Below are 12,352 nucleotides of genomic sequence, written 5' to 3'. Positions count from 1 at the left end.
TACCGAACGAACGGCAGCCTAGCACCCCGGCAGGGTCGGTTGTACCGCTGCCGTTCCCGCTCTTATCCGCCGACGCCTCCGACCTGGTGTTCGGCCAGGTCTGCGATGCGCGGGGAGAACTGGTACCCGCAGATCGCGAACAGCCCGAACACCAGGTCGGCGTAGCCGGTGATGCCGGTGATGATCGTCTCGGGACGGGGTCGCCGTCGAGGTTGTGGATGTTCGGGATGTTTGGTCCGCCCGATGAGTTTCGGGAGGCTGCCTCGTATACCTTGGCATGAGCAACTACATACGCCTTGGCGAGGTCGATCTCTGGTACGACGAGAAGGGCGCCGGGGAGCCTGTCGTCCTGATGCACGGCAACTTCAGCGACTCTCGCGACTTCGCAGGGAACCTTGACACACTCTCCTCGCACTTGCGGCTGTTGCTGCCCGAACGCCGGGGCCACGGGCACACGGCGGATGTCGCCGGTCCCATCACCATCGACAACATGGCGGCGGACATGATCGCGTTCGCTGAGCGGATAGTCGGCGGCCCGTCCTCGCTTGTCGGATACAGTGCGGGCGCCAGCGTCGCCCTGTGGGTCGCGACCCAGCGCCCCGACCTCGTGTCGCAGCTCGTGCTGATCAGCTGCGCGTTCGACCCGGCCGGCCTGATCGTGCGACCCGATGCCGGCGGAGAGTGGCCGCCCCAAGTGATCGAGGCATATGGCGAGGTCTCGCCCGATGGCGAGGCCCACTTCCCCGTCATCGCACGCAAGATCGCAGCATCCGTCGATGACGGTGCGCCACTCACTTCCGAGGCCCTGGCACAGGTGAAGTGCCCCACGCTCGTGATCGCCGCGGACGACGACATCGTGACCCTTGAGCACACCCTGGAGCTGTATCGGGCTCTCCCCGACGGATACCTTGCGATCGTCCCCGGATCGAGTCACCTGCTGCTGTTCGAACATCCGGAACTATGCACGCGGCTCGTCGGCGATTTCCTCGCGGGACGACGCGGACCACGGTGGATGCCTGTCTCCCGTGCCGGAGAGTGAGCTAAGACGTGGGAGGAAACAAGCGATGCGCGCGGGTGATGGTCGAAACGGCTTCGACTTTCTCCACGGCTGCCGGGATGTCGCCTCATCCCGCCCCGATGCCATCCTCCAGGCGATCCAGGACCTACTCGGCGGACTCGGCGACTGAATAGTGGCCGAACGCGGTGTCGGCGCTCGTCCAGGTAGCGGGATGCCATCGACGGGCGACAGCTGTACCGGGACCTGCTCAGCCCCCGAACATGGCCGAGGGCGAGACTCACCCCGATGACCAGCGGCGGAGGTCGGGGAGGGGCGGGAAGATCAGGCGGTTGCCCGAGAGGGTGGGCAGGGCGAAGGCGACGGCCTTGCCGGGGGTGGCGGTGGCGAGGGTGATGGCCGGGTAGGTCTGGCAGCGGCCGCCGGAGAGCTGGTGGGCCAGTAGTAGGCCGCGGCCGTTCTCGGCGAGCAGGGGCAGGCCGATCTCCTTGACCGAGTGCAGCAGGTTGAGGATGAGGCGGACCTCGTGGGTGTTGGGGTCGCCGTCGACGATCTCGCACCAGCTGGGGGTGCCGTCCAGGCTGAAGACGCGCAGTTCGTACGGGGGACGGGCGTGTTTCTCGGCGTTGGCGGCGAGTTCGGCGACGATGAGTTCGGCGGTGTCGATGTCGTCGGCGGGCAGTTCCGCTTGCTGGAGTACGTCGCGGAGGATGGCGTGGGCCCGTCGTGAGGCGGATCCGGGTCGCAGGACCTTGACCAGCGCGCGGACATCGCTCCGCCCCGCCGCGCCACTGTCTCGTCCCGTCGTCGTCCCGCTGTCCAGCTTGGCCATGCTGTCTCCTCGTCCCGTTGTGCCGCTTTCCAACCTGGCCGTGCTGCTGTCTCGCCCCGCCGCACCGCTGTGTGGCCCGGCCGCGCTACTTTCCTGTCCCGTCGTGCCGGGGGCTCCGCTTGGGGGTTGGACATCCCGGCCCGGTGTCGTGGTGTCCCAGGTCGTTGTTCCAGTGCTGTAGGTCGGTGGGGTGGTGCTTCCGGGTGGGGGAGCTGGGCTTTCGGCGGGGTGGTGTTGGGCACCTGGGGGGATGTCGTCGGCTGGTGGCATGGGCGTGCTCCGTTCGCGGTGGGACTGTGCCCAGCAGGAAACGCCAGCATGGGGACGAGGGTGAACGTCGACACCTGATCGTTGATCACTGTCCGATGAGACCCGGCCAACGGCGAACGTGGCTGGGTATCAGCCGGTCGTATCGAGCGTTGGTGGGCGAAAATCTGTCGTTTGGCTGGGGGGATGGTGGCCGGGGGCCTGCGGACATCACAATGAGTGGTGATTCGACTACCAAGGGAGAGTGGTCATGAGGAAGGCAGGCGGTGGGAAGGGGCGTCCGGATCTGCTGAGGGCGCGGCTGGAGCGGGGGATGACGCAGGAGGAGGCGGCGGACGCGGTCGGGGTGGCCGTGGGGACCTGGGGGAGATGGGAGCGGAGTGAGCAGGGGATCCGGCCGCACAGCCGCAGGAAGATCGCGGCGGTGTTCGAGGCGGAGTCCGCCGAGGTCGAGCAGTGGATAGAAGGGTGGGCCCTCGGGGAGACATCTTCGTGGCCGGTCGCGGAGTACGGCGACACATCGACGGCGGCTAGCGTGAAGTCGGCCGCCCTGCTGTGGAGGTATGAGATGGACGAATCCCGTCGCCACCTGCTGGCCACGCTGCCGTTCGTGCCCTCGGTGCTGGCAGGGTGGCTGACGGCCTGGAACTATGGCAGCCCTCCCGTGGTGATCGCGCAGCGGGGGAACAGGCACACGGTGGGCCGGACTGACATCGACCAGATCAACGAGGCCCGCAAGGTGTTCAGTAGCTTGGACGACCAGTTCGGGGCAGGGCTGGTCCGCCCGACGGTGGTGCGGTATCTCGACAGCACGGTGACACCTCTGCTGCGGGGCCGCTACGACGACCGGGTAGGGGCAGGATTGATGTCGGCAGCGGCCGGTCTGACCTGGCTGGCAGGCTGGACGGCCTTCGATCTGAACCAGCATGGCCAGGCTCAGCAGCACTTCGGCCAGGCGCTACGGCTGGCGAAGACGGGAAACGACCCGTTGACCGGCGCCTGGGTGTTGACGACGATGACCTTGCAGGCGCTTCATCTGGACCAGGCCACCTTGGCGGTATGGCTGGCCAGAGCCGGGACCGACACCGCGCGCCGCGCACAGCCGTCTCCGCGCGTCATGGCGTTGATGTTGGCCAGGGAGGCATGGGCTACGGCCCAGCAGGGCAGGGCGGCCGAGACTCATGACAGGCATGGTGTCAAGCAGGTCGAGCGGCTGCTCGTCGATGCCGAACGCGCGTACGCCCAGGGAACCACCGACAGCGACCCGGCGTGGATCGCCAGGTACGACGAGGCGGAGTTCAAAGCACAGACAGGCCGCTGCTGGAGCATGCTCGGCGAGCACAGGCGGGCTGCGGACTGTGCGGAAGCGGCCGTGGCGGAGTTCGGCAACCGCTTCCCTCGATCCGCCCAGCGCAACAGGCTGCACATGGCGGAGGCATACCTGGAGATGGGTGAATTGGAACAGTCCCTCGCCACTGCCCGAGCCGCGATCCCGGCGACGAAGGCGTTGACCTCCGCCCGCTCGGTCGATCTGATCCGGCAGTTCGCCGGTCGGCTTGAGCCGTACAAGGGCAGCATGATGGTCCGCGAGTTCCGCGACCACCTCAACCACGAACTCGCCGCCTGAGCACCTGCGGGACGGAGCTGCAACCGGTGGGCGGGTCTCACCGGTTGGTTCACCTCGTTTTCGCGACCGTCTGAACCGTGAGCTCGTTGCCTGATCGTGTGTGGGATGGGGGGCGTTCGGTGGGCGGGTCTCGCCTGGTGGTTCACTTCGTTTCCATTTCGCGGGCGAACCTCTCCAGAAAACGCCGGTCTTCGCCCAGTTCCGGGCGCACCACTTTCACGGCCACATCCCGGCCGCCTTTGGAATGCCCCAGATAGACCCGGCCCATCCCTCCCGCGCCCAGCCGGGCAACGAGCCGGAAGGGGCCCACCTGCTTTGGGTCTTCGTCCTGCAAAGCCTCGAACGCACCCATGCGACACTCCTTTGCATCCACATCAAGTGTGATCGATAGATCGCATGGCCGTGAAGCATTTACGGGCCCGGGTTACGCCTCCGCCCGAATGACGAAGACCGAACGGAAAGTCACGGTAGGTCGCTCAACTCTGCTCTGCTAAGGGCCTGCCGATTAATAACTTGGGTGCTCACACGGCTTCCACCGAGGTCATCGCCTTGGGAACAAGCAAGTTATTTCTCTGCGAGCCCTAACGGGACTTTTCGTTCGGATGCTCGTCATGCCCCGATGTGCACCGGAGTTCGGTCGGCAGCGCTGTTCCTCGGAGCGCAGGCCATTCAGGGTGAAGGTCTCCACCTTCAAGCTCTCGGCGGCCTGGCGGATCGTCATCCCGCCCGACAGCAGTGTCTGGGCGATCTCGATGACCCGGACGCGTTCGCGGCGCCGGTCTTCTTCGGTGGGCAGGTCCATCCGGGCCGCGTGCTCGGCGGCGCCGGCCTCCAGCATCTCTCCCGCGCGCACCAGGCAGGCGACGCCGCAATACAGGCCCAGCCGGATGTGGCGGCCCTTGCCGCCGAGCGCGCGCTCCAGCAGATACCAGCTCGCCGGCGCCCGGCAAGCCTTCCGGCTCCGCCGCGACCTCCTCGACTATGAGGCCGCCTTCGCCGTCTACAACATCTGATCAACATGCCGGAACCAGACATAGCGAATCAACGCCGGGGCCCTGCTTGGGGGGAGTCAGTCGAGGTTGTTGCGTTGGCGTACCAGGTTGGCGATCGCCAGGATCTTCGGTCGGCCGGTGGCCTTGAAGGAGAGACCGTGGCGGAAGATCTCGGGAATCCAGTACTGGTCCTCCTCACGGAAGACGACCCCGTTGGCGGCGAGGATCTCCAGGTTCTGGTTCGACAGCTCGACGGTCTCGGGGCTGAAGGGAATTCTCTTCTTGTCCGTGGTGAGGTTACCGAGGTGCCTGAGGAGTCTCCCGACTTGCGGGCTCTCTTCCGTGATGGCGCGGATCTTGTCGAGGCTGCACTGGACGAGTGCTTTTCTCATCGCCGCCGGGGTGAGCAGTCGGTCTGGCCAGCGGCTGTCCTCCACGGACAGGGCGGCTGACTCCTTGAGGAAGGTCACGATGTCGCGTGCCTGGATCTGCTCGTTGAAGTCGGAGAGTGCGGCGAGGAACCAGCCGTCCGAGCGGGCTTCGCGGGACCTTATCGATCCCATCTTCTCTCCCCAGAGCGGGTGAAGTGCCGTGCTGAGGTCCTGGTTCTTCACCGAAGCCGCCTCTTCGGGGGTGTGTTGAGGAAGGGCACCGGAACGTTGCGCGACCCACAGGGCGAGCCGCAGGGCTTCGAAATGGTTCCATTTGAGCTCGTAGTCGCTGTATCGCGCGGAGAACTGGCCGTAGTTCTGCTTGATGGCCGACTGTACGAGGTCACGCCGAACGAAGATCACCAACCCGAGCGGTCGGCCGCGGAGACTGCGCAGCCAGTCGAGACAGTCGACAAGGAGGACGCGGAGCGCCTGTCGCTGGACATCGCTGTCGAGGAGGTCCTGGAGAAGGTCCTCAAGCCCGTCGAACAGGAAGATCCGGGTGTTCGTCGAGGCGAAGTCGACCAGTTTCTGCTCGGCGTCCTCGGGAGAGGCGTCGATCCCTACGGCCCGGGCCATGCAGGTCAGCCAGATTCGGCGCCACTGGACGTTGGTCGGTTCCGAACGCAGAGCGTTGTCGACCAGGTCACGCAGTTCGAGCTGGGTCGCGGGCTTGGTGTTCGGGGAGGCGGAGGCGTTTCGCTGGATCTCGCTGATCCGCTGGCCGGTCGGGTCGCTGAGGTTTTTGGAGACGAGCACCGGCGCCAGGAGGGCGTTCAGGGTCACGCCCTCGACGCCGACGTCCTGCGCATAGTCGCGCCACGTCTTCCGGAAGCACATCTGGAGCTGGGTGAAGGTTTTTCCCGAGCCCTTGGCTCCGGTGACCACGCACACCGGTGGTTCGGTTCGATGAGAGACGAGCATGTTCCGCAGGGACTCGGTCGGCAGGAAATCCGTGTCGTCCGCCGTCTCGGCATACGCCAGCCGCCGGGCGAACTCGCTGAGGGCTTCACGCTGGGAGGCCAGGTCGCCGATTTTCACCACGGAAACCGTGTCCGTGACAGACATGTCGTCGGTGAGACTCGGTTCCTTCGGAACCACGAGTCCTTCGACGAGCGGTCCGAGCGTTTCCGCGAGCTGCTGACGCCGGACCAGATCGACGACGGCCTCCCAAGAGGCGGGCAGCGCCAGCAGCCGATCCTGGAAAACACTGAAGATGGGCTCCAGCGTGACGTCGCGGTCGACGGTCCGATCCTCACCTTCCTGAGCGACCGGTTCGAGCGTCCGGGTGATCGCGTCACGGAGCAGGGTCGCCGCGTCGGTGGCCAGTTCCCAGTGCCCCTCCTGACGGAACTGGGTGATGACGGCCACGCTCGCCGGGTCGTCGGCGCGCGTCGGCGCGCGCCGGCCCAGTTCCTGGATGGTGCGAAGAGTGCCGTACAGCGACTGGTTGCTGACGGTGGTGACGAAGATTCGCTGGACGCGCGGGTCAAGCAGGACGGGAGCCGCCAGTTCGCTACTGCCCGCGCGCAGGTCGATCAGGACCGTGCGCGCTCCGAGCCGGTCGGCGAGTGCGGCGAGCGACTCGGTCAGGTAGTAGATCGACCGGTCCGGGGTCAGCAGGTCGGTGGGTTCGAGGCGTGGTGGGGCGATGTCCCGAAGCGAGCGCCGGGTGGGCATGACGATCACGTTGTCGATCATCTGGTTCGGCAGATAGGCCGCGCCCAGTTTCACCGCGTCGTCGGGACTGCCGTCCTCGGAGGAGTGGAGCAGTGCGAGGAAGTCCTCGTAGCCGAAGTCGACGCGCTTACCGTACGCGCTGAACATCCAGGTGATCCCCGGCGCCTCCAGATCGGCGTCGACGAGCAGTACTCGATCGCCGCGCCGGGCTATGGCGTCGGCGAGAGCCACTCCGTGCAGGGTCCGTCCCACTCCGCCTTTGAAGGAGTGCATCGCGGCGATCCGCACATTGCCCGGGAACGGAGACTCCGGATGGGGGAGCGGTTCGCCGAGGCCACGGACGATGCGCCGTTCCCTCCAGCGGGGCTCACGCCGGGACGGTTCGAGCTCTCGCTGCCGCACCGAAATCGGGAGCAGCCTGGCAGAAGGCTGCCCTGGGACGTCGTCAAGCTGAAGTACGGTCTCCCCGTCATGAGTCTTGGTGGAATTGACCCCGAACGCGTCGCTCAACCAGGACAGGGCCTCCTGGGGCGAGGCCTGCGGGGCGATCGTCACTTCGAGGCCGTCCCAGAAGGCGTCGCACTCGTGGAGCCAGTCCGGCCACTGACCGTCGGACGCCAGGGCGGCGAGGTGAGCGTCCACATCGACCCAGGTGTAGATGTGCTCGGGGGCCTTGATCTCCTGCTCGGGCATGATCACGCTCTCAATTCTCGCTGACACCAGTCTGAAAGCTCACGCAACACGGTGAGGGCCTGCTCCTCGTGATCCTTTTTGAGGGCATGACCGTATCTCCAGGCTTGATGGAGATCCCCGAAGGCCACCGGTCCCCTGTCTTCTTTCAGGCTCGCGCAGGGGCGCATCCGGCTGCAGAGCTGTGGTGTCAGCCGTAACTCTTTGGCGAGGCGCTGCAGGTCGTGGCTTCTGAACTCCGGCGGCAGCTGAGAGGTGGATCTCAGGCCACGGCGATCGAGGAGTGCTGCCTTCAGGCCGCATTCAGCGCTGTAGAAGAGGAGTAGCGCTGCTGCCGCGCCTTCCCTCACGGCGCTGGACGCTTCTTTCTGAGCCCTGAAGCTCACGCAAAGCTGGTTTCTACCAACGTCTACGGACACGTTGCGTGATCGTAGCCGTACTTTGCGCTTCAGGGACGGTTCTATGGCGAAGGCCGTACGGTGAACCGGGCCGATCTGCGCCTGGCCAGGGGACGGTGGAGCGGGATCTCTCCCCATCCCTCCCAGTGACCTCGCTCGCCACCGAGAGTGTCTGGGACGTCGTGGTCGCCTGTCTGGAGTGGTTGCGAGCCACTATGAATCGGGAGGCGTGACTTTCGTGCCGGTCAGGTATCGGAGAGCCGGAACCAGACCACCCGGCCGGTTGGGGTCTCGTACCAGCCCCAGGAGGTGGACAGTTCCTGGACCAGCCAGAGGCCGCGTCCGCCGCCGCTGTCGGGGGCGACGTCGGGGCAGATGCGGGGTGTCTGTCCGGTTGATCCGGCGTCGATGACGTCGATATGGAGCGTTCCATTATGGTTGGCGACGGCGACGGAGACCCGGCCGTCGGGGTGGCGGCCGGAGTCGGAGTGGCGTACCGCGTTGGTGAAGAGTTCGCTGACCAGTAGCAGCGCGTCGTCGGTCTGCTTGTGGTCGAGGCGGTCGAGCAGGTCGCGGACGTAGCGGCGGGCCAGGGGGACGGACTCCACCTCGGCAGGGAGGTCGGCCCGCCCCAGCGGCTCCGGTGTCCTCATCGCGCGACCTCCAGGAGTCGCTCCGCGGCCATCCGCATCCTGCTCCGGCCCCGCCGGTCACCCTCGAACCGGTCGCGGTTCGCTCGGGCGGAGGTCCGCTCCCAGGTGAACACCGAGGTACGGCCCCGCTGTGCGGTGGCGACCCTCGACCGCCCCGGCGGTACGAAGATCTCCACACTCGGTCGCCGGCCGGGCGAGAGCCTGACCACGGAGTCGAACCCGAGATCGTTCAACTCCCAGGCCAACTCCAGCAACTCACCACCCCACCCTTGAAGATCACGAACCCTCATCTGATCGTCCGCCCTTCGTGGTTTCCATGGTTGTTCGGCACCTGCCGCAAGCGCCTGCATGCGCGGAGAGTCACCGTCCGTACGCATAGAGCATGCATTACCGCCAGTGGGGGCGCTACCAAAAACGCAAATCGCGTTCAGGGAAGCTTCGGCACTCTCTGTTAGAGCTCCGCTACTGTTGGCATCGGCTCAAGGGAGGGTGGACATGAGGCAAACGGTGAGTCCCACGGTGCGCAGGCGTCGATTGGCCTTCGAGCTCCGTCGACTGCGCGAACGCACTCAGTGGACGTTGGAGGAGGTTGCTGAGCAACTCGCCTGGTCTGCTACGAAGGTCTCTCGAATCGAGACGTGCCGCGTGGGCATTGCTCTCAAGGACGTCGGGGCTCTTCTTGACCTCTACCAGGTCGACCCAGCCAAGAGGGAGGAGCTGATCGACCTGGCGCGCGACTCGCGGAAGAAGGGCTGGTGGCAGGCGTACAGCGATCTCTCCAGCGAGTACACCACCTATATCGGGCTCGAAGCCGAGGCCGCTTCAATGCGTAGCTTTGCGTCCGTCGTCCTTCCCGGCTTGCTTCAAACTGAAGGCTACGCCCGTGCTGTCATCCGCTCTGCCCTGCTGATCTCGTCTCCGGGGGAGATCGAGCGCCGCGTCGAAGTCCGCATGGCTCGGCAGAAACTTCTCGTTCAAGAAGAACCCCTACGTCTCTGGACCGTCCTCGATGAAGCTGTCATCCGTCGCCCTATCGGGGGAAGCGACGTGATGCGCTCCCAGCTCAAACAGCTTCTTGACGTGGCTGACCTGCCTAATGTCACCGTTCAGGTGCTGCCTTTCGCTGTCGGAAGTCATCCCGGCACGAACGGTGCGTTCGAGATCCTTGAATTCCCCGGACTCGCCGATCCAGACGTGGTGTTCATGGAGAACTTCACGGGAAGTCTCTACATAGAGCGGGAAACGGATGTTTACCGATATACCTTGGTATTCGACCATCTTCGGGCCAAGGCACTTGATCCGGATGACTCCTGTCGTCTCATAACCGAGGCGATTGCTCAGCTCGACTGATCACTCTGTGAAAGGGAACGTGAAATGCCCACACCGGACCTGTCCCAGGTGACGTGGCGAAAGAGCTCGCGCAGCGGGAACGGCCAAAACTGTGTGGAGGTCGGCGTCTGGCAGAAGAGCTCCTTCGGCGGCAACGGTCAAGACTGCGTCGAAGTCGCTCTCGGCGACACCTCCCGAACAGAGGTCGAGCCCGGCCCGGACTCCGCGCTCTTCCTGGTCCGTGACTCCAAGGACCCCGAGGGTCCGGTGCTGGCTTTCACTCCTGGCGAGTGGGACGCCTTCATCACTGGCATCAAGCGCGGCTCCCTCGCGGATCTGGCCGTCTGACGGTCTGTCCGAGGCACCGGCCACGGTCGCGGCTCGGGGTCGCCGAAGCATTGTCGGCCGTACCGCTGTGAAGAGCGTCATTCCTGAGAAGGGGCGGCACCCTGCCTGTGGCAGGGTGGTGTGTTGATGACTTTAAAGGGCTCGCTGGTTTGTAGTCGGCGGGTGGTCGATCCGATCGGGCAGTTCGCCGGTTGGCTTGAGCGGTACAAGGGCAGCATGATGATCCGCGAGTTCCGCGACCACCTCAACCACGAACTCGCCGCCTGATGACCGCGCCGGGTCCGACGCCGAGGGGGGCGGGAAATGGGCCTCTCGATGTTGGTGGGGACGTAGCTGTTCAGGACCCGGGTGTACTCGCCGGTAGAGCAGTCGATTGCGGAGGTGGCTGCGGAGGCGGGACTGATGCCGGTGAGTGTGGCACCGAGGGCGCCGGTGGCGACGAGAACGGAGATGGTGCGCTTCATGCCTCCGCGAGGTCGCCCGGCACCGAGAGAACGTCTCGCTACGGTTCCACGACCTGCCCAACGTGCACCGCGTCATCATCACTGACAACGTCGCCTACCTGGAGCAGCGGCCACGGCGACGTACTCCCAGGTCGGCGCGGTGGCGCCGGCCCGAGCGGCGGGGGTTTTCTACGGCGGTCCGGGCAAGGCGAGGCAGAGGGCTTCCAGGGCGGCTGTGATCGTGTGCTCGGGTGGTGTGCCGTATCCGAGGACCAGGCCGTCGCGTGGCGGCATCATGCTGTCGGGGTGCAGATACGAGCTCAAGCCGTCCAGGGCGAGGCCGAGGCGGCGTGCGGCGCGGAGGGTGGCTTGCTCAGTGTCCGGGGGAAGCTCGAGCACGGCGTGCAGGCCCGCGGCGATGCCGTTGACGCTGACGTGCGGGGCGCGTTCGGCGAGGGTGGCCGTGAGCAGGTCACGGCGGCGCTGGTAGATCCTGCGCATGCGGCGCAACTGGCGGTCGTAGGCGCCGCCGGTGATGAAGTCGGCGAGGGTGAGCTGGTCCATGACGCCCGACCAGAGTTCGCGCGGGCCCTTGGCGGCGACGATGTCGTCCACCAGCCGGCCGGGTAGTGCCATCCAGCCAAGTCGGAGCGCGGGGGACAGACTCTTGCTCGTCGATCCGAAGTAGACGACGCGGTCCGGATCGAGACCCTGCACGGCGCCGACCGGTTCGCGGTCGTAGCGGAACTCGCCGTCGTAGTCGTCCTCAAGCAGCAGACCGCCTGTGGCGCGTGCCCAGTCGATCACCGCGGCCCGGCGCTGTGGGTGCAGTGCGCCTCCAGTGGGGTACTGATGCGCGGGTGTCAGCAGGACGGCTTGCGCGCCTGTGGCCGGAAGTTCGTTGATTCGTGCGCCGTGGGTGTCCACGGTGAGCGGCACGGTCTTCAGGCCCGCCTCGGTGATGATGGAGCGGTGGAAGTCGAGTCCGTAGGACTCGACAGCGACGAGGCCGCGCAGCACGTGACACACCAGCCGCAGCCCGTGCGCGAAGCCCGAGCAGATCACGATGTGGTCCGCCTTGGTGCGCACGCCTCTGGTACGAGCCAAGTACTCCACCAGCGCCTGGCGTAACTCCGGTCGGCCACGGGGGTCGCCGACGCCGAAGGCGTCGTTGGGTGCGGTGGCCAGCGCGCGCCGGGCCGAGGCGCTCCAGGACGAGCGCGGGAAGGCGGCGGCGTCAGGGGAACTGGGCATCAGGTCGTAGATGATCCGTTGGCGGGACGGACGCGCGGGTGAGCGCCGACGGCCGGGTTCCAGAGGCGCGGCGCGGTGTGCGACGTGCGTGCCGGAACCTTGACGAGACGTGAGCCAGCCTTCCTCGACGAGCTCCGAATACGCGGCGGCGACGGTGTTGCGGGCGATTCCCAGGTCGAGGGCGAGGGTGCGAGAGGGCGGAAGCCGGGTACCGGGTGCCAGCCGTCCCGAGTGGATCGCCTCGCGCAGGGCCCGCATCAACCGCACGCGCGCGCCGCCGCCACCGGTGAGATCCAGGTGCAGGTCGCTGCCGCTTTCCGGACGGAGGCCGCTCATCGCCTCACCCTGCGCCGGCCCTGGCCGTCGTGCTCGAAATTGGCCCACAAAATATCC

Annotated in this window: 13 protein-coding genes; 5 read left to right on the top strand and 8 right to left on the bottom strand. The window is 66.2% G+C overall.

Translation table 11 applies throughout. The features are described 5' to 3' along the window. Positions 1-62 precede the first annotated feature (62 nt). Positions 63-152, bottom strand: coding sequence for a hypothetical protein (locus ACQP0P_RS26890; protein WP_433359257.1), 90 nt, complete (start codon positions 150-152; stop codon positions 63-65). Between the two features lie 125 nt (positions 153-277). Here ACQP0P_RS26890 and ACQP0P_RS26885 point away from each other — a divergent pair, with 125 nt between their 5' ends. Next, positions 278-1,039, top strand: coding sequence for an alpha/beta fold hydrolase (locus ACQP0P_RS26885; protein WP_433359256.1), 762 nt, complete (start codon positions 278-280; stop codon positions 1,037-1,039). Positions 1,040-1,295: 256 nt separating this feature from the next. On the opposite strand, the gene ACQP0P_RS26880 is transcribed toward ACQP0P_RS26885, so the two are convergent. Continuing rightward, the gene (locus tag ACQP0P_RS26880) at positions 1,296-1,847 is read right to left on the bottom strand and encodes an ATP-binding protein (protein WP_433359255.1); all 552 of its coding nucleotides are present in this window, start codon (positions 1,845-1,847) and stop codon (positions 1,296-1,298) included. A gap of 517 nt (positions 1,848-2,364) precedes the next feature. Between ACQP0P_RS26880 and ACQP0P_RS26875 the strand changes: the two genes are divergently transcribed. Beyond that, a complete protein-coding gene (locus ACQP0P_RS26875) occupies positions 2,365-3,741 on the top strand; it encodes a helix-turn-helix transcriptional regulator (RefSeq protein WP_433359254.1) in 1,377 nt (458 codons plus the stop codon). Positions 3,742-3,883: 142 nt separating this feature from the next. On the opposite strand, the gene ACQP0P_RS26870 is transcribed toward ACQP0P_RS26875, so the two are convergent. Continuing rightward, complete coding sequence (locus ACQP0P_RS26870) at positions 3,884-4,093, bottom strand: hypothetical protein (RefSeq protein ID WP_433359253.1); 210 nt, start codon at positions 4,091-4,093, stop codon at positions 3,884-3,886. Between the two features lie 259 nt (positions 4,094-4,352). Between ACQP0P_RS26870 and ACQP0P_RS26865 the strand changes: the two genes are divergently transcribed. Beyond that, the gene (locus ACQP0P_RS26865) at positions 4,353-4,754 is read left to right on the top strand and encodes a hypothetical protein (RefSeq protein WP_433359252.1); all 402 of its coding nucleotides are present in this window, start codon (positions 4,353-4,355) and stop codon (positions 4,752-4,754) included. 56 nt (positions 4,755-4,810) lie between these two features. Here ACQP0P_RS26865 and ACQP0P_RS26860 read toward each other — a convergent pair whose 3' ends face one another. The 4 genes from ACQP0P_RS26860 to ACQP0P_RS26845 form a co-directional block, all read right to left on the bottom strand. After that, a complete protein-coding gene (locus tag ACQP0P_RS26860) occupies positions 4,811-7,537 on the bottom strand; it encodes a KGGVGR-motif variant AAA ATPase (RefSeq protein ID WP_433382119.1) in 2,727 nt (908 codons plus the stop codon). A 2-nt stretch (positions 7,538-7,539) separates the two neighbouring features. Beyond that, positions 7,540-7,953, bottom strand: coding sequence for a hypothetical protein (locus ACQP0P_RS26855; protein ID WP_433359251.1), 414 nt, complete (start codon positions 7,951-7,953; stop codon positions 7,540-7,542). A gap of 224 nt (positions 7,954-8,177) precedes the next feature. Beyond that, a complete protein-coding gene (locus ACQP0P_RS26850) occupies positions 8,178-8,585 on the bottom strand; it encodes an ATP-binding protein (protein WP_433359250.1) in 408 nt (135 codons plus the stop codon). Beyond that, entirely contained in the window at positions 8,582-8,875 is a 294-nt protein-coding gene (locus ACQP0P_RS26845; protein ID WP_433359249.1) for a hypothetical protein, read from the bottom strand. Before ACQP0P_RS26845 ends, ACQP0P_RS26850 begins: the two co-directional genes overlap by 4 nt. Before the next feature lie 205 nt (positions 8,876-9,080). Here ACQP0P_RS26845 and ACQP0P_RS26840 point away from each other — a divergent pair, with 205 nt between their 5' ends. Both ACQP0P_RS26840 and ACQP0P_RS26835 read left to right on the top strand, forming a co-directional pair. Next, positions 9,081-9,935 carry a helix-turn-helix domain-containing protein gene (locus tag ACQP0P_RS26840; RefSeq protein ID WP_433359248.1) on the top strand — a complete coding sequence of 285 codons (855 nt, stop codon included), beginning with the start codon at positions 9,081-9,083 and terminating at the stop codon, positions 9,933-9,935. A gap of 24 nt (positions 9,936-9,959) precedes the next feature. Beyond that, positions 9,960-10,262 (top strand): DUF397 domain-containing protein, encoded by a 303-nt coding sequence (locus ACQP0P_RS26835; protein WP_433359247.1) that lies wholly within the window; start codon positions 9,960-9,962, stop codon positions 10,260-10,262. Between the two features lie 632 nt (positions 10,263-10,894). On the opposite strand, the gene ACQP0P_RS26830 is transcribed toward ACQP0P_RS26835, so the two are convergent. Beyond that, positions 10,895-12,295 (bottom strand): PLP-dependent aminotransferase family protein, encoded by a 1,401-nt coding sequence (locus ACQP0P_RS26830; protein WP_433359246.1) that lies wholly within the window; start codon positions 12,293-12,295, stop codon positions 10,895-10,897. Positions 12,296-12,352: the final 57 nt, after the last annotated feature.

The sequence above is a fragment of the Streptosporangium sp. CA-115845 genome, assembly GCF_050943795.1.
GTDB lineage: Bacteria > Actinomycetota > Actinomycetes > Streptosporangiales > Streptosporangiaceae > Streptosporangium.
Note: the sequence above shows the minus strand (reverse complement) of the source record. Positions and strands in the feature narration are given on the sequence as shown.

Coding starts and splice junctions, on each gene's coding strand:
- ACQP0P_RS26885 (WP_433359256.1), top strand. CDS start 278: ATGAGCAACTACATACGCCTTGGCGAGGTCGATCTCTGGTACGACGAG.
- ACQP0P_RS26880 (WP_433359255.1), bottom strand. CDS start 1,847: ATGGCCAAGCTGGACAGCGGGACGACGACGGGACGAGACAGTGGCGCG.
- ACQP0P_RS26875 (WP_433359254.1), top strand. CDS start 2,365: ATGAGGAAGGCAGGCGGTGGGAAGGGGCGTCCGGATCTGCTGAGGGCG.
- ACQP0P_RS26870 (WP_433359253.1), bottom strand. CDS start 4,093: ATGGGTGCGTTCGAGGCTTTGCAGGACGAAGACCCAAAGCAGGTGGGC.
- ACQP0P_RS26865 (WP_433359252.1), top strand. CDS start 4,353: ATGCCCCGATGTGCACCGGAGTTCGGTCGGCAGCGCTGTTCCTCGGAG.
- ACQP0P_RS26860 (WP_433382119.1), bottom strand. CDS start 7,537: ATGCCCGAGCAGGAGATCAAGGCCCCCGAGCACATCTACACCTGGGTC.
- ACQP0P_RS26850 (WP_433359250.1), bottom strand. CDS start 8,585: ATGAGGACACCGGAGCCGCTGGGGCGGGCCGACCTCCCTGCCGAGGTG.
- ACQP0P_RS26845 (WP_433359249.1), bottom strand. CDS start 8,875: ATGAGGGTTCGTGATCTTCAAGGGTGGGGTGGTGAGTTGCTGGAGTTG.
- ACQP0P_RS26840 (WP_433359248.1), top strand. CDS start 9,081: ATGAGGCAAACGGTGAGTCCCACGGTGCGCAGGCGTCGATTGGCCTTC.
- ACQP0P_RS26835 (WP_433359247.1), top strand. CDS start 9,960: ATGCCCACACCGGACCTGTCCCAGGTGACGTGGCGAAAGAGCTCGCGC.
- ACQP0P_RS26830 (WP_433359246.1), bottom strand. CDS start 12,295: ATGAGCGGCCTCCGTCCGGAAAGCGGCAGCGACCTGCACCTGGATCTC.